Annotated in this window: 13 protein-coding genes; 10 read left to right on the forward strand and 3 right to left on the reverse strand. The window is 72.0% G+C overall.

Annotated features, from left to right (window positions below; translation table 11 throughout):
- Positions 1-99: 99 nt before the first annotated feature.
- The 7 genes from ACWCV9_RS27945 (at position 100) to ACWCV9_RS27975 (ending at position 10,221) form a co-directional block, all read left to right on the forward strand.
- Positions 100-1,563, forward strand: a complete 1,464-nt coding sequence (locus ACWCV9_RS27945; protein ID WP_450790615.1) for a ubiquitin-like domain-containing protein — start codon at positions 100-102, stop codon at positions 1,561-1,563.
- Positions 1,564-1,632: 69 nt separating this feature from the next.
- On the forward strand, positions 1,633-2,502 hold the full coding sequence (gene rsmA / locus ACWCV9_RS27950) for a 16S rRNA (adenine(1518)-N(6)/adenine(1519)-N(6))-dimethyltransferase RsmA (RefSeq protein ID WP_450790617.1): 870 nt from the start codon (positions 1,633-1,635) through the stop codon (positions 2,500-2,502).
- Between the two features lie 67 nt (positions 2,503-2,569).
- Positions 2,570-3,481 (forward strand): 4-(cytidine 5'-diphospho)-2-C-methyl-D-erythritol kinase, encoded by a 912-nt coding sequence (locus ACWCV9_RS27955; RefSeq protein ID WP_450790618.1) that lies wholly within the window; start codon positions 2,570-2,572, stop codon positions 3,479-3,481.
- Between the two features lie 97 nt (positions 3,482-3,578).
- Positions 3,579-5,387, forward strand: a complete 1,809-nt coding sequence (locus ACWCV9_RS27960; protein ID WP_450790620.1) for an ABC-F family ATP-binding cassette domain-containing protein — start codon at positions 3,579-3,581, stop codon at positions 5,385-5,387.
- A gap of 255 nt (positions 5,388-5,642) precedes the next feature.
- Positions 5,643-7,448, forward strand: coding sequence for an outer membrane protein assembly factor BamB family protein (locus ACWCV9_RS27965; protein ID WP_450790621.1), 1,806 nt, complete (start codon positions 5,643-5,645; stop codon positions 7,446-7,448).
- A 64-nt stretch (positions 7,449-7,512) separates the two neighbouring features.
- Positions 7,513-9,342, forward strand: coding sequence for an outer membrane protein assembly factor BamB family protein (locus tag ACWCV9_RS27970; RefSeq protein ID WP_450790622.1), 1,830 nt, complete (start codon positions 7,513-7,515; stop codon positions 9,340-9,342).
- Positions 9,343-9,525: 183 nt separating this feature from the next.
- On the forward strand, positions 9,526-10,221 hold the full coding sequence (locus ACWCV9_RS27975; protein ID WP_450790623.1) for a helix-turn-helix transcriptional regulator: 696 nt from the start codon (positions 9,526-9,528) through the stop codon (positions 10,219-10,221).
- A 19-nt stretch (positions 10,222-10,240) separates the two neighbouring features.
- Here the strand turns inward: ACWCV9_RS27975 and ACWCV9_RS27980 are convergent, their stop codons facing one another.
- Entirely contained in the window at positions 10,241-10,576 is a 336-nt protein-coding gene (locus tag ACWCV9_RS27980; RefSeq protein ID WP_450790624.1) for a hypothetical protein, read from the reverse strand.
- 21 nt (positions 10,577-10,597) lie between these two features.
- Complete coding sequence (locus ACWCV9_RS27985; RefSeq protein ID WP_450790626.1) at positions 10,598-12,289, reverse strand: sodium:solute symporter family protein; 1,692 nt, start codon at positions 12,287-12,289, stop codon at positions 10,598-10,600.
- 209 nt (positions 12,290-12,498) lie between these two features.
- Between ACWCV9_RS27985 and galT the strand changes: the two genes are divergently transcribed.
- The 3 genes from galT to galK are packed head-to-tail and all read left to right on the forward strand — an operon-like array spanning position 12,499 to position 15,673.
- Positions 12,499-13,560 carry a galactose-1-phosphate uridylyltransferase gene (gene galT, locus ACWCV9_RS27990; RefSeq protein WP_450790628.1) on the forward strand — a complete coding sequence of 354 codons (1,062 nt, stop codon included), beginning with the start codon at positions 12,499-12,501 and terminating at the stop codon, positions 13,558-13,560.
- Complete coding sequence (galE, locus tag ACWCV9_RS27995; protein ID WP_450790629.1) at positions 13,557-14,519, forward strand: UDP-glucose 4-epimerase GalE; 963 nt, start codon at positions 13,557-13,559, stop codon at positions 14,517-14,519. The genes galT and galE overlap by 4 nt, the downstream gene beginning before the upstream one ends.
- Positions 14,519-15,673 (forward strand): galactokinase, encoded by a 1,155-nt coding sequence (gene galK, locus ACWCV9_RS28000; RefSeq protein WP_450790630.1) that lies wholly within the window; start codon positions 14,519-14,521, stop codon positions 15,671-15,673. Before galE ends, galK begins: the two co-directional genes overlap by 1 nt.
- A 13-nt stretch (positions 15,674-15,686) precedes the next feature.
- Here galK and ACWCV9_RS28005 read toward each other — a convergent pair whose 3' ends face one another.
- Complete coding sequence (locus ACWCV9_RS28005) at positions 15,687-16,130, reverse strand: GNAT family N-acetyltransferase (RefSeq protein WP_450790632.1); 444 nt, start codon at positions 16,128-16,130, stop codon at positions 15,687-15,689.
- Between the last annotated feature and the right edge of the window lie 141 nt (positions 16,131-16,271).

Below are 16,271 nucleotides of genomic sequence, written 5' to 3' on the forward strand. Positions count from 1 at the left end.
CACGACCGTGGGTAGTCGTGCCGCTTTGGAGAGTGACCGGGGCTCCGCTAGGTTCTGGTGGCCCGAATCGGGACCCCTCTGGCTCTCAGGAGCGTCGGCGTGAGCAACTCGCAGTACGAGACGTATGCGGCGTACGGCCCCTACAGCGCCCCGGACGGCGCCTTCGGCGGCGGATGGCCGGGCGTGCACGACGCGGAGACCGTCGCCCGCCCCGTGGCGTACGACGACCCGTACCGGCCCGCGTACGAGATGGTGGCGCAGGCGTTGGCGCAGGCATCGGCGCCCGCTCAGGACCCTGTGACCGAGCCGGTGCTTCCGCGGCAGACCGGAAGCGGGTCGACCGGGAGCGCGTCGGCCGGTAGCGCGGCGACCGGCAGCGCGTCGGCCGAGGGGGCGCGCGAGGACGGCGAGCTCGCCGGGACGCGCGGGCGTGCCGCTCGCCGGCGCAGGGCGCGCTCCATCGAGCGCCCGGAGTCCGCCGTCCGCCGGCTGCTGCCGCAGGCACTGGTCGTGGCCTTCCTGGCCGGCGGCACCGCCGCGTTCGTCGCCAAGGACAAGGCGATCGAGCTGACCGTCGACGGCAAGCAGCGCACCCTGCACACCTACGCCGACGACGTGACCGAACTGCTCGCCGACGAGGGCGTCAAGGTAGGGGCGCACGACATGGTCGCGCCCGCCCCCGGCGCGGTGCTCGCCAGCGGTGACGCGGTCGCGGTGCGCTACGGCCGCCCGGTGCAGCTCACGCTCGACGGCCGGCGGCGCGAGGTGTGGACGACGGCACACACGGTGGAAGGCGCCCTGGACGAGCTGGGCGTGCGCGCGGAGGGCGCCTACCTGTCGGCCTCGCGCTCCCAGAGCATCGGACGCGCCGGCCTCGCGCTCGACGTGCGCACCGAGCGGGCGGTCACCGTCCTGGCGGACGGCCGCGCCCGCACCATCCGCACCAACGCGGCCACCGTCGGCGAAGCCGTCGAGGAGGCCGGGGTCACCCTCGCGGGCGAGGACACCACCTCCGTGCCGCCGGACAGCTTCCCGCGGGACGGGCAGACGATCACCGTGCTGCGGGTGACCGGTGCCCGGGAGGTCCGCGAGGAGCAGATCCCCTTCGCCGTCGAGCGGACCGCCGACCCCACCCTCTTCAAGGGCACCGAGGTCGTCTCCCGGCCCGGCCGGCCGGGGCTGCGGCGCACCACCTATCTGCTGCGCACCGTCAACGGGGTGCGGCAGAAACCGGTCCAGGAGCGCTCCGAGGTGGTGCGGGAGCCGCGCCGGCAGACGGTGCGGGTCGGCACCAAGCCCCGGCCCACCTCCGTCGACGGCGCCGACGGCCTCAACTGGCGCGGCCTGGCCGCCTGCGAGTCCGGCGGACGGCCGCACGCCGTCGACGCGTCGGGGACGTACGGGGGGCTGTACCAGTTCGACACGCGCACCTGGCAGAGCCTCGGCGGCAGCGGACGTCCGCAGGACGCACCGGCGGAGGAGCAGACGTACCGCGCGAAGAAGCTGTACGTGCGCCGGGGCACGAGCCCCTGGCCGCACTGCGGGGCACGGCTGCACAGCTGAGGAGCCGGCCGGCCGCCGGTGCCGGGCACCTGGCGATCCCGGCCGGCTCCGCCCCCGTACCCTTGTCCCGTGAGCAGCCCCACCCCCGACGCCCTTCTCGGCCCCGCCGACGTCCGCGAGCTCGCGGCCGCGCTCGGTGTCCGCCCGACCAAGCAGCGCGGCCAGAACTTCGTGATCGACGCCAACACGGTCCGCCGTATCGTCCGGACCGCCGAGGTCCGCCCCGACGACGTGGTCGTCGAGGTCGGCCCGGGTCTCGGCTCGCTCACCCTCGCCCTGCTGGAGGTCGCCGACCGGGTCACCGCCGTCGAGATCGACGACGTCCTGGCGGCCGCGCTGCCCGCGACCATCGCCGCGCGCATGCCGGCGCGCGCCGACCGGTTCGCGCTGGTCCACTCCGACGCCATGCACGTCGCCGAGCTGCCCGGTCCCGCCCCCACCGCCCTGGTCGCGAACCTGCCCTACAACGTCGCCGTGCCCGTGCTGCTGCACATGCTCGACACCTTCCCCAGCATCGAGCGGACGCTGGTGATGGTGCAGTCCGAGGTCGCCGACCGGCTCGCCGCGGCCCCCGGCTCGAAGGTGTACGGCGTGCCGTCGGTCAAGGCCAACTGGTACGCCGAGGTGAAGCGGGCCGGGGCCATCGGCCGCAATGTCTTCTGGCCCGCGCCCAACGTCGACAGCGGGCTGGTCTCCCTCGTCCGGCGGGCCGAGCCGATCAAGACCACCGCCTCCAAGCAGGAGGTGTTCGCCGTCGTCGACGCGGCCTTCGCACAGCGCCGCAAGACGCTGCGGGCGGCGCTCGCCGGATGGGCCGGGTCCGCGGCGGCCGCCGAGGCCGCCCTGGTCGCCGCCGGCGTCTCGCCGCAGGCCCGCGGGGAGTCGCTCACGGTCGAGGAGTTCGCCCGCATCGCGGAGAACGGCCGGCGCGCCGCGTAGCGCCGGTCAGCGTCGATCGACATCAGCAGTGTCCGCACCATCCGCCGATGAAGGAGCCCGGGCAGCAGTGAGCGTCACGGTCCGCGTCCCCGCCAAGGTCAACGTCCAGCTCGCGGTGGGCGCCGCCCGCCCCGACGGGTTCCACGACCTCGCCAACGTCTTCCTCGCCGTCGGCCTGTACGACGAGGTCACCGTCACCCCGGCCGACGAGCTGCGGGTCACCTGCGAGGGCCCGGACGCCGGCCAGGTCCCCCTCGACCACAGCAACCTCGCCGCGCGCGCGGCCCTCGCGCTCGCCGCCCGCCGGGGCATCGAGCCGGCCGTGCACCTCCACATCGCCAAGGACATCCCGGTCGCCGGGGGCATGGCCGGCGGCAGCGCCGACGGCGCGGGCGCGCTGCTCGCCTGCAACACCCTCTGGAACGCGGGCGCCTCCCGCGCGGAGCTGCTCGCCATCTGCGCCGAGCTGGGCAGCGACGTCCCGTTCAGCCTGATCGGCGGCGCCGCCCTGGGCGTCGGCCGCGGCGAACGGCTGACCGTCCTGGACACCGGCGGCGACTTCCACTGGGTGTTCGCCATGGCCACCCGGGGGCTGTCCACCCCGGCGGTGTTCCGCGAGTTCGACCGGCTCGCCGAGGGCCGGGAGATCCCCGCGCCCGTGGCCTCGCCGGAGCTGCTGGAGGCGCTCGCGAAGGGCGACCCGGAGGCGCTCGCCGGGACCGTCTCCAACGACCTCGAGCCCGCCGCGCTGTCCCTCTTCCCCGAGCTGGCCGACACCCTGGACGCCGGCCGGGCGGCGGGCGCGCTCACCGCGCTGGTCTCCGGCTCCGGCCCGACCACGGCGTTCCTGGTACGCGACGCCGAGTCCGCCGCGAAGGTGGCGGCGGCGCTCCGGGCGTCGGGCACCTGCAAGGCCGTGCGCACGGCGGCCGGGCCGGTACCGGGGGCGACGGTCGTCCACGGCGGCCCGGGCCACTGACCACCCCGCGGCGCCCGCCCGGAGGCCGAGAGGCCCTAGGCTAGAAGGCTGACCGCGGCGGAGCCGCTGTCGACCCAGCCTCGCGCACAGGAGTGAAATGGCCGTCAACCTGGTCAATGTGGAGAACGTCAGCAAGGTGTACGGCACCCGTGCCCTGCTCGACGGCGTCTCGCTCGGCGTGTCGGAGGGGGACCGGATCGGGGTCGTCGGCCGCAACGGCGACGGCAAGACCACCCTCATCCGGATGCTCGCCCGGCTGGAGGAGTCCGACACCGGGCGGGTCACGCACTCCGGCGGGCTGCGGCTCGGCGTGCTCACCCAGCACGACTCCCTGGACCCCGCCGCGACCGTCCGCCACGAGGTCATCGGCGACATGGCCGACCACGAGTGGGCCGGCAACGCCAAGGTCCGCGATGTGCTGACCGGGCTGTTCGGCGGCCTGGACCTGCCCGGCTTCCCCAAGGGGCTGGACACCGTCATCGGACCGCTCTCCGGCGGTGAGCGGCGCCGTATCGCCCTCGCCAAGCTGCTCATCGAGGAGCAGGACCTGATCGTCCTGGACGAGCCCACCAACCACCTCGACGTCGAGGGCATCGCCTGGCTCGCCCGGCACCTCCAGACCCGGCGCTCGGCGCTGGTCTGCGTGACCCACGACCGCTGGTTCCTGGACCAGGTCTGCACCCGCATGTGGGACGTGCAGCGCGGCTCCGTCTACGAGTACGAGGGCGGCTACTCGGACTACGTCTTCGCGCGCGCGGAGCGCGAGCGGATCGCCGCCACCGAAGAGGTCAAGCGGCAGAACCTGATCCGCAAGGAGCTGGCCTGGCTGCGCCGCGGCGCCCCCGCCCGCACGTCCAAGCCGCGCTTCCGGGTGGAGGCCGCCAACGAGCTGATCGCGGACGTGCCGCCGCCCCGGGACAGCAGCGAGCTGATGAAGTTCGCCTCCTCGCGGCTCGGGAAGACCGTCTTCGACCTGGAAGACATCACCGTGCAGGCGGGCCCCAAGGTGCTGCTCAAACACGTCACCTGGCATCTCGGCCCCGGCGACCGGATCGGTCTGGTCGGCGTCAACGGCGCGGGCAAGACCTCGCTGCTGCGGGCCATGGCGGAGGCGGCCCGTACGGGGGGCGAGGTGCAGCCGGCCGGCGGGCGCATCGTCGTCGGCAAGACCGTCAAGCTCGCCTACCTCTCCCAGGAGGTCGCCGAACTCGACCCGACCTGGCGGGTCCTGGAGGCCGTGCAGCGGGTCCGCGAGCGCGTCGACCTCGGCAAGGGGCGCGAGCTGACCGCCGGGCAGCTGTGCGAGACGTTCGGCTTCAACAAGGAGAAGCAGTGGACGCCGGTCGGCGACCTGTCGGGCGGTGAGCGCCGCCGCCTCCAGCTGCTGCGCCTCCTCATGGACGAGCCCAACGTCCTGTTCCTGGACGAGCCCACCAACGACCTCGACATCGAGACCCTCACCCAGCTGGAGGACGTCCTCGACGGCTGGCCCGGCTCGATGATCGTCATCTCCCACGACCGGTTCTTCGTCGAGCGCACCACCGACCGTGTCTTCGCCCTCCTCGGCGACGGCACCCTGCGGATGCTGCCGCGCGGCATCGACGAGTACCTGGAGCGGCGCCGGCGGATGGAGGAGGCGGTCGCCACCCAGACGGCCGCCGCGGCGCCCAAGCCGGCCACCACGGAGAAGAGCGCCGCCGATCAGCGCGCCGCCAAGAAGGAACTCCAGAAGATCGAGCGGCAGTTGGACAAGATCTCCGAGAAGGAGACCAAGCTGCACGCCCAGATCGCCGACAACGCCACCGACTTCGCCAAGGTGGCCGAACTGGACGCCCAGTTGCGCGACCTCGCCGGAGAGCGCGAGGAACTCGAGCTGCGCTGGCTGGAACTGGCGGAGGACGCGTAACACCCAGCCCCGCCCCGAGGTGATGCGCCCCCCGCGCGCGGCGCCGGTGCGCGCGCCGCGTGAAGGGGGCGTGAAGGCGCATAACGGCGGCGTCACGAGGCGGTCCTCCCTTGGGAACAGCGCAGGACGCGGACCCCTGCCCGGCCGGTACCGGGTGATAGAAAGGGCCGTCTGAGAACTGTCTGAGTACGACCTTGGGTCCGTCACGAACCTCAGGGCGTGGCTAAAAATCAGTGAACGAGGGGGAGAGCGCTGATGACTCAGCCGCCCGGTCAGCCGCCGCACGGCGGTTTCGGAGCACCACAGGACCAGCCGCCGAAGGACCAGCCGCCGCAGCCCGGCGGGTTCGGGGCTCCGCAGACACCCCCGCCCCCGGCGCAGCCGCCCGCCGGCCCCCCGCAAGCGCCCCAGCCCGGCTACGGCTACCCCCAACAGCCCGGCCCCTACGGCGCTCCCACCCCGCCCGCCACCCCCGGCCCGTACGGCGCGCCCACCGCCCCCACCGCCCCCAGCCCCTACGGCTACCCGCAACCGGGCCAGCAGCCGGCCGGCCCCTACGCGGCGGCCCAGCCCGGCTACGGCTACCCGCCGCCGCCGTACCCCGGCGCGCCCGGTGCGGCGCCCGGCGGCCCGGCCGGCCGGAAGAAGACGGCGCTGATCGTCGGCTCCGCGGTGGCCGCGCTGCTCGTCATCGGCGGCACGGTCTACGCGGTGAGCAGCGGTGGCGGCGGTGGCGGCGGCAAGAAGAAGCCCGTCGCCGAGCACAGCCAGGACGACAAGCCGACCGCGTCCGACAGCGCCTCCCCGTCCCCCTCCGCAAGCACCGGTGACGACCCGGAGAACCTCAACGAGGGCCGCAAGTCCGGTGAGGCCAAGGTCCTCTGGTACAAGTCGGCGCCGGAGGTCCCGGGCTCAGGTGCCGAGGCGCCCGGCATGTGGATCACCGGCAAGGCGGCGGTCAAGGCGGCGTACAAGCAGGTCTTCGCCTACGACGTGACCGACGGCAAGGACGCGTGGAGCCCGATCACCTTCCCGCAGAAGATCTGCGCGGTCACCCCGCAGAAGTCGGCGGACGACAAGGTCGTCGTGGCGTACATGAGCGGCGTCAGCGACAACGCCAAGTGCAACCAGCTCCAGCAGATCGACCTGAACACCGGTCAGAAGGGCTGGAGCGGCCAGGTCGCCGACGGCGGCCTCTTCGACAGCGCGCTCAACGTCGAGCTGTCGGTGAGCGGCAAGACCCTGATGGTGGGCCGCTCCGAGTCGGGCACGGCGTACAACATCGACACCGGCAAGAAGCTGTACGACAAGAAGAAGTACGGCTCGTCCTGCTACCCCGCCGGGTACGCGGGCGGCTCCGGCCGGCTGGTCCAGGTGGCGTCCTGCGGGGCCAGCACCAGCGGCGAGCACGACGAGATCCAGGAACTGGACCCGGCCACCGGCAAGGTGAAGTGGACCCAGCCGGTCAAGAAGGGCTGGCAGGTGTCCCGCGTCTACTCGCTGGACCCGCTCGTGGTGTACCTGACCAACGAGGACAAGAAGGCCTGGAACATCTCCACGTTCACCAAGAGCGGCGGGTTCCGCTCCGAGGTGAAGGTCGACGAGAAGTTCTCCCCGCGCTGCGGCTGGGCGATCCTGGAGCGCGATCTCCAGGGCTGCCAGGGAGTCGTGGCCGACGCCGACACGCTGTACCTGCCCACGGACGGCACCAGCAGCGCCAACGAGATCGTCGCGATCAGCCTCTCCACCGGCAAGGCCAAGTGGCGCGTCAAGTCGCCCGCGGACGAGCCGATGTCGCCGATGAAGACCGAGGGCGGCAAGCTCATCGCCTATGTGCAGCCGTCGTACGACGCGGGCGGCCAGGTGGTGTCGATCCCGACCACCGGCTCCTCCCACCCGACGACCAGGCTGTTGCAGAACCCTTCGGGCACCGCCGAGATCGAGGACTCCTTCTTCGACGGCGTCATCGACTGGGCCGACGGACGGTTCTTCGTCTCGAACGGCCGGCTGTCCGGCAGCACCGACGCGAAGGAGAAGCTGATGATGGCCTTCGGCAACTGAGCCCGGCCCTCTCCTCCGCCCTGTCCGCCGTCCGGCCCTCCGAGCTGCACCGAGGTACCCCGTCATGACCCAGCCGCCCCCTCCGCCGCCCCACCAGCCGCCGAACCAGCCGCCGCAGGGCGGCTTCGGCCCGCCGACCCCGCCGCCCCCGGCGGGTCCGCCCGCGCCCCCGCCGCAGCCGCCGCAGCCCGCGTACGGCTACCCGCACCCCGCCCCGGCCCCCCAGCCGGGCCCGCCCGGACAGCCGCCGCAGTCCGGCTACGGCTACCCCGCCGCTCCGCAGGCCCCGGCCTACGGCCAGCAGCCCGCCGGCTACGGCTACCCGGGCCAGCCGCAGAACACCTACGCGCAGCCCACCCAGCCGATGCAGGCCGTGCAGCCGGGGTACGGCTATCCCGGCCAGCCGCCCACCATGCCCATGCAGCCGCAGCCCGGCCAGGGCGGCGGCAAGCGGAACAACTCCACGGTGCTCATCGTCGTCGCGGCGGTCGTCGCGATCGCGCTGATCGTCGTCGGCGGGATCTGGTACGCCAGCTCCTCCGGCGGTGACGACAAGACGCACGAGACCGCCTCCTCCAGCGGTGGCACGGGCGGCGACAAGGGCGGCTCCGGCGGCACCGGAGGAACCGGCGGCAAGGAGAAGGTGCCGTCCAACCCCGCGGGCAGCCTGCTGTTCAAGGTGCCGCTGCCGCAGACCGACGACACGGTCGCCACCAACGGCTCCTGGCTGACCGACAAGGTGTACGCCAAGAGCGGTGTCGCCGAGATCGTCGGCTACGACCCCGCCAAGGGCACCAAGCTGTGGACCGTCAAGCTGCCCGGCCCGGTCTGCGCGGCCACCGGCCATGTCTCCTCGGACGACAGGACCGCGGTGGTCTTCCAGCCGAAGATGCCGGCGAAGGACTCCTCCGCGGGATGCAGCCAGGTCGCCGCGATCGACCTCGACGCGGGCAAGAAGCTGTGGACGAAGTCGATCGGCTCCGGTGCCTCCATGGTCACCTGGGACAACGTGACGGTCGCCCAGCACACCGTCGCGGTCGGCAGCACCGACGGCGGCGCCGCGTTCGACCTCGACTCCGGCCGCGTGCTGTGGCAGCCGAAGCCGGACGACACCTGCTACGACGCGGGCTACGGCGGCGGCAGCAAGCTGGTCGCGGTGCGCAAGTGCGGCGAGTACGGCAACCGCCAGCTGCACATCCAGAACATCGACCCGAAGTCCGGGAAGGTGATCACCGAGTACAAGATGGACACCGGCATCGAGTACGCCTCCGTGGTCTCCACGGACCCGCTGGTGGTGGCCGCCGACGTCGGCGACAGCGCCGGTGACGGCAGTGGCATCTCGGACTACTTCTCCATCGACAACAAGACCGGCAAGCTGCTCGCCCGTATCTCCGCGCCCGGCAAGACCTACGGCGGCCGCTGCGACGGCATCACCCGGATCGAGGACTGCCACCAGATCGTGGCCGGCAACGGCAAGCTGTACGTGCCGACCGAGGAGCACGACAGCGGCAGCGGCGACGGCACCGAGACCAACGAGATCGTCTCCTTCGACCTCAACACCGGCAAGATGACCGGCCAGCGCGCCGAGGCCGGGGCCGGCTACACCATGTCGCCGCTGCGCGTCGACGGCACCAACCTGCTCGCCTACAAGCGGCCGCCGTACGACAAGGGCGGCCAGGTCGTCAGCATCGACGGCGGCAGCTTCAAGCAGACCACGCTGCTGGAGAACCCGGCGACGGAGAACGTGCGGGAGGCGGAGAGCAGCATGCTGCCCGACTACGCGGAGATCCTCTTCTCGCAGGGCCGGCTGTACATGGCGGACACCTTCGCCCACAAGTCCAGCTCGTCGTACGACAAGGAGTTCCTGGTCCTGGCGTTCGGCACCAGCGGCTGACCGGTCGCCGGCGCCCCCGCCGCACTCACCCGAATGGGTGACTTACCAAGAAGTGCCCCGGATTTCATCGATCCGGGGCACTTCTCATGAAGAGGGGCAGCGCGACGTCGAACAAGCGTGTAGCTTCCGGGGGCATGAAGGGGCCGGGGGGCCGGGGGGCCTCACGTACTGGGGGGTTGCTGTATGGGAGTGCGGCTCATGGTCGTCGACGACCATCGCCTGCTCGCGGAGGCGCTGGCGTCGGCACTGAAGCTGCGCGGGCACCGGGTGCTCGCCGCGGCGGCGCCGGCCGCGGGCGCGGCGGACCTGGTGATCGCGCGGGCGCCGGAGGTGTGCCTGCTGGGTACGGCGGCGCCGGCCGAGCCCGGGGCGTTCGATCCGGTGGTGAAGATCAAGCGTGAGCGGCCGCAGGTGGCGGTGGTGGTGCTGGGGCCGGTGCCGTCGCCGCGGGGCATAGCGGCGGCCTTCGCGGCCGGGGCGTCGGGGTATGTGCGGCACGACGAGCGGATAGAGGGCGTCGAGCGGGCGATCATGAAGGCGCGGGCCGGGGAGGCGGCGGTGGCGCCGCAGCTGCTCCAGGGGGCCTTCGGGGAGCTGCTCAATCCCGCGGCGCAGCCGGACGACGAGGCGCAGCGGTTGCTGGGGGTGCTCACGCCGCGGGAGGTGGAGGTCCTGGTGCGGGTGGCCGACGGCGAGGACACACGGCTGATCGCGGCGGGCATGGGGATCGCGCCGAGCACGGCGCGGACGCATGTGCAGCGGGTGCTGATGAAGCTGGGCGTGGGGTCGCGGCTGGAGGCGGCGGCGCTGGCGGCGCGGACGGGACTGCTGGACCGGGCGGCTCTGCCGCGGGAGGGCGGGGGGCCGGAGCTGCTGTGACTCCGGCCCCCGAGCGGTGCTACTCCTTCTCCTCCGGCAGGCCCTCCGGGGGCAGCGGCGGCGGGGTGGGGCGCAGCTTCAGCCAGGTCAGGAAGAAGATGCCCAGCAGGAGCATGCCGATCCCGGTCCACAGGTTGATGTTGACGCCCTGTGCCTTGTCGATCGCGGCCTGGGAGTCGGTGATGCCGGTGATGGTGACGATGACGCCGTAGACCACGAACAGGCCGCCGATGATGCGGCGCAGGTCGAAGATGCGCGCCGCGGTCGCGGACTTGCTCTCGAGGTCGGTGACCTCCCGCTGGACGTCTTCCTCGGTGTAGTGGTCGTGACGACGCGGCTCGGAGTGTTCGGACATGGTTTCCTCGATCCTCCCGCGTCAGAACGAGAACGGGATGTAGCAGGCGGCGGCCAGGACGACCGCGCCCCAGCCCAGCAGGGCGGGCTTGCGGTACCAGGCGTCGTCGCCGGCGGCCGGCGGCTCGGACATGCCGGGGGAGCGGGTGCCGTAGACCAGGCCCTGGAGCTCCTCGGCCGGCTTCGGCCTGGTGAACAGGGACACCGCGACCATCACGACCGCGCCGGCGACGAAGCCCGCGATGGCCGAGACGAAGTTGGCGCCCTGGTCGGACGGGATGGAGATGATGCCCTTCTTGTAGAAGACGAAGTAGTTGATCATCGCCGTGGCGGTGCCGGCGAGCAGGCCCCAGAAGCCGGACTTCACGGACGCGCGCTTCCAGAACATGCCGACGATGAAGACGACGAACATCGGCACGTTGAAGAAGGAGAACAGCGTCTGGAGGTAGCTCATGATGTTCGAGAACGAGGACGCCAGGAAGGCCGTGCCGACGGAGGCCAGGACACCGATCGCGGTGATCAGGCGGCCGAAGCGGACGTAGTAGCCGTCCTCGCGGTCGGTGACGACGTACTTGGCCCAGATGTCGTTGGTGAACACCGTGTTGAAGGACGAGACGTTGGCCGCCATGCCGGCCATGAAGGCGGCCAGCAGACCGGTGACCGCGATGCCGAGCACGCCGTTGGGCAGCAGCTCCTGCATGAGGTAGGGGATGGCGTCGTTGTACTGGTAGCCCGAGGCGGGGGTGCCGAAGTGCGGGACGACGGCGGCGGCGACCAGGCCCGGGATCATCACCAGGAAGACGATGAAGATCTTCGGGTAGGCGGCGATCAGCGGGGTGCGCTGGCCGGCGGAGAGGTTCTTCGCGGACAGCGCGCGCTGCACCTCGGCGAAGTTGGTCGTCCAGTAGCCGAAGGACAGCACGAAGCCGAGGCCGAGGACGATGGTCAGCCAGTTCGCGCCGAGCGGGTTGGCGTGGCCGATGCCGGTACCGCCCCACGCGGTGGTGAAGTTGGCGCCGTGCGTGGCGGTCAGCTTGTCGGTCAGCCCGCCCCAGCCGCCGACCTTCTTCAGGCCGAGGACGGTGATCGGGATCAGGGCCGCCAGGATCACGAAGAACTGGAGCACCTCGTTGTAGATCGCCGAGGACAGGCCGCCCAGGGTGATGTAGGCGAGGACGAAGGCGCCGGCCACCACGATCGCCACCCACTGCGGCCAGCCGAGCAGCGCCTCGACGACGATCGCGAGGGCGTACAGGTTGACGCCGGCGATCAGGATGGCCGCGAAGGCGAACAGGACCGAACTGAGTAGATGGGCGGCCCGGTCGAAGCGCAGCAGCAGGAACTCGGGGACCGAGCGGACCTTGCTGCCGTAGTAGAAGGGCATCATCACCAGGCCCAGGAAGACCATGGCCGGGATGGCGCCGATCCAGTACCAGTGCACGGTGTACGCGCCGTACTGGGCGCTGTTGGCGGCCATGCCCAGGATCTCGGTGGCCGCCAGGTTCGCCGAGATGAAGGCGAGGCCGGTGATCCAGGCGGGCAGCGAGCGTCCGGACAGGAAGAAGTCGAGGCTGGTCTTCACCGAGCGGCGGGCCGCGAAGCCGATGCCCAGCACGACGACGAAGTAGATCGCCAGGATCGTGTAGTCGAGCCCGTTGGTCGGGAGCCGTAGCCCCGCCGCCAGATCGAGGTGGCCGTATGTGGGGGTTTGCATGAGTACTCGCTTCGTTGCGCGAACTGGTCCAGGGCGGAACCTACGCCTCCGCGTTCGTTAATTGAACACTTCTGTTGATGTTCTTTGTTTGATTGTGATGGTCGGAGTCGTGGTCGAGTGTGGTCTGTTATGTTTGATTGTGTTGAGTGAGTGGGTGCGGACACGCCCCCAGGGGCGCCGCCCCGGGGCGCTCGAACAAGGAGTCCGGCGTGAAGAAGACCTCGACCCGGCTGGCCGACGGTCGTGAGCTGATCTATTACGACCTCCGGGACGACACGGTGCGCGACGCGGTCGACCGCCGTCCGCTGGACCGCACGGTCACCACGTCCGAGGTCCGCCGGGACGCGCTGCTCGGCGACGCCATCGCCGTCGCCTCCCACCGGCAGGGGCGCACCTACCACCCGCCGGCCGACGAGTGCCCCCTGTGCCCGACCGAGGGCGACCGGCTCAGCGAGATCCCGGACTCGTCGTACGACGTCGTCGTCTTCGAGAACCGCTTCCCCTCGCTCGCCGGTGACTCCGGCCGCTGCGAGGTGGTGTGCTTCACCTCCGACCACGAGGCCTCCTTCGCCGACCTCACCGAGGAGCAGGCGCGCCTGGTGCTGGACGCCTGGACGGACCGCACGTCGGAGCTGTCGCATCTGCCCTCCGTCGAGCAGGTGTTCTGTTTCGAGAACCGGGGCGCCGAGATCGGTGTGACCCTGGGCCACCCGCACGGACAGATCTACGCCTACCCCTTCACCACCCCGCGCACCGCGCTGATGCTCCGCTCGCTCGCCGCGCACCAGGACGCCAGCGGCGGGGAGAACCTCTTCGACGCGGTCCTGGCCCGGGAACTCGCCGGTGAGCGGGTCGTCCTTGAGGGTGAACACTGGGCGGCCTTCGTGCCGTACGCGGCGCACTGGCCGTACGAGGTCCACCTGTACCCCAAGCGCCGGGTGCCCGACCTGCTCGCGCTGGACGAGGCCGCGCGCACAGAGTTCCCCCAGGTCTATCTGGAACTCTTGAGGCGCTTCGACCGGATCTTCGGCGAGGGGGAGCCTCCGACGCCCTACATCGCGGCCTGGCACCAGGCCCCGTTCGGCGCGCTGGAGGAGTTCGACGGTGTCACGCGCGACGACTTCGCGCTGCACCTCGAGCTTTTCACCATCCGCCGCACTTCCGGCAAGCTGAAGTTTCTCGCGGGTTCCGAGTCCGGCATGAGCGTGTTCATCAACGACGTGCCGCCGGAGCGCGCGGCCGAGCGACTGCGAGAGGTAGCGACTTCATGAAGTACCTGGTGACGGGTGGCGCGGGTTACGTCGGCAGTGTCGTGGCCCAGCACCTGCTGGAGGCCGGCCACGAGGTCACCGTCCTCGACAACCTCTCCACCGGATTCCGCGAGGGCGTGCCCGCCGGCGCGGCCTTCGTCGAGGGCGACATCCGCGACGCCGCCAAGTGGCTCGACCCGTCCTACGACGGCGTGCTGCACTTCGCCGCCTGCTCGCAGGTCGGCGAGTCGGTGGTGAAGCCGGAGAAGTACTGGGACAACAACGTGGCCGGCTCGCTCGCCCTGCTCGGCGCCATGCGCGAGGCGGGCGTACGCCGGCTGGTGTTCTCCTCCACGGCCGCCACCTACGGCGAGCCGGAGCAGGTCCCGATCGTGGAGAGCGCCGCCACGCGGCCGACCAACCCCTACGGCGCCAGCAAGCTCGCCGTCGACCACATGATCACCAGTGAGGCGCACGCCCACGGCCTGGCGGCGGTCTCCCTGCGCTACTTCAACGTCGCGGGCGCCTACGGCGTCTACGGCGAGCGGCACGACCCCGAGTCGCACCTGATCCCGCTGGTCCTCCAGGTCGCCCAGGGCCGCCGCGACGCGATCTCCGTCTACGGCGACGACTACCCGACCCCCGACGGCACCTGCATCCGCGACTACATCCACGTCGCCGACCTGGCCGAGGCCCACCTGCTGGCCGTACAGGCCGCCACCCCGGGCGAGCACCTCATCTGCAACCTCGGCAACGGCAACGGCTTCTCCGTCCGCGAGGTCGTCGAGACCGTCCGCCAGGTCACCGGCCACCCCATCCCGGAGGTGATCGCCCCGCGCCGCGGCGGCGACCCCGCCGTCCTGGTCGCCTCGGCCCACACGGCCCGCGAGAAGCTGGGCTGGAACCCGACCCGCACGGATCTCGCGGACATCGTCGCGGACGCCTGGCAGTTCGCGCAGCACATCGCAAGGGAGCAGTAGTGGGGGCACAACAGGTCGCGGAGCGCTTCGCCGAGCTGTACGGCGCCGAGCCGGAGGGCGTCTGGGCGGCGCCCGGCCGGGTCAACCTGATCGGCGAGCACACGGACTACAACGACGGCTTCGTCATGCCGTTCGCGCTGCCGCACCGGGCGACCGCGGCCGTCTCCCGGCGCAGCGACGGCCGGCTGCGCCTGCACTCGGCGGACGTCGAGGGCGGCCCGGTCGAGTTGCGCCTGGACGACCTCGCGCCGCAGCGCACCGAGGGCTGGACGGCGTACCCCGCGGGCGTCGCCTGGGCGCTGCGCGAGGCGGGCCACCCGGTGACCGGCGCGGACATCCACCTGTCCTCCACGGTCCCCACCGGCGGGGGCCTGTCCTCCTCGGCGGCCCTGGAGGTCGTCGTCGCCCTGGCGCTGAACGACCTCTACGGCCTCGGCCTGGAGCGCTGGCAGCTGGCCCGGGTCTGCCAGCGCGCCGAGAACGTCTACGTCGGCGCGCCGACCGGCATCATGGACCAGACGGCGTCCGCCTGCTGCGAGGAGGGCCACGCGCTCTTCCTCGACACCCGCGACCTCTCCCAGCAGCAGATCCCCTTCGACCTCGCGGCCGAGGGCCTGCGCCTGCTGGTGGTCGACACCCGGGTCACGCACGCCCACAGCGGCGGCGAGTACGGCAAGCGCCGCGCCGGCTGCGAGAAGGGCGCCGCCCTGCTCGGCGTCGACGCCCTCCGGGACATCCCCTACGGCGAACTCGACGCGGCCCTCGCCCGGTTGGGCGGCGAGGAGGAGGTCGTCCGGCTGGTCCGGCACGTGGTGACCGAGGACCAGCGGGTGGAGCGGGCCGTGGCGCTGCTTCGCTCCGGCGAGATCCGCGCGATCGGCCCCGTCCTCACCGAGGGCCATGCCTCGCTGCGCGACGACTTCCGCGTCTCCTGCCCGGAGCTGGACCTGGTCGTCGACACGGCGCTGGCGAACGGCGCCCTCGGCGCCCGGATGACCGGCGGCGGCTTCGGCGGCTCGGCGATCGTCCTCGCGGAGACGGCCGACGTGGAGACGCTCACCAAGGCGGTCGAGGACGCCTTCGCGGCGAACGGCCACACCGCCCCGCGCGTCTTCGAGGCGGTGCCGTCGCCGGGGGCGTGCCGGCTGACCTGAGCCGGAGGCCCGGCTAGCCGGTCAGCCGTTTGGTCAGGGTGTACTCCGTGATCCCCGGGGGGTAGTCGGGGATCACGCCGACCACCTCGTAGCCCTGCTTGCGGTAGAAGTCCGGGGCCTGGAAGTCCCAGGTCTCCAGCCGGGCGCCGGTGCAGCCGCGGCCGGCGGCGACGCGCTCCGCCTCGCTGAGCAGGCGCGAGCCCAGGCCCGCGCCCCGGTGCCGGGCGTCCACCCACAGGTAGGTGATGTGCAGCCAGGTCGTCCAGGTGTGGCCGACCAGGCCGCCCGCCAGGTCACCGGAGGCGTCCAGGGCCCACACGTGCACCGGTACCTCCCGCTCGCCCGGGGTGCCCCGCAGTGCGCGCAGGACCGGCGAGGCCGCGGTGTTGGTGTCGCGGAGGCGGGTACGGAGCAGATCGCGCCGTTCCTTGTCGACTTCTGCCTCAATACGAAACATGCGGCTCACCCTAAACGCGCTGTTCGGCCAGTTCCGCAAACCGCCTTCCCCTGTCGGCGCCCGGCCGTACTCTGAGGAGCGGTGCCGGTGGGGGCCGGTGCCGATCAGGGGGCGAGACGGCCGGGTACGAAGCCCGTGGTG

This window comes from Streptomyces sp. NPDC001606, from assembly GCF_053596835.1.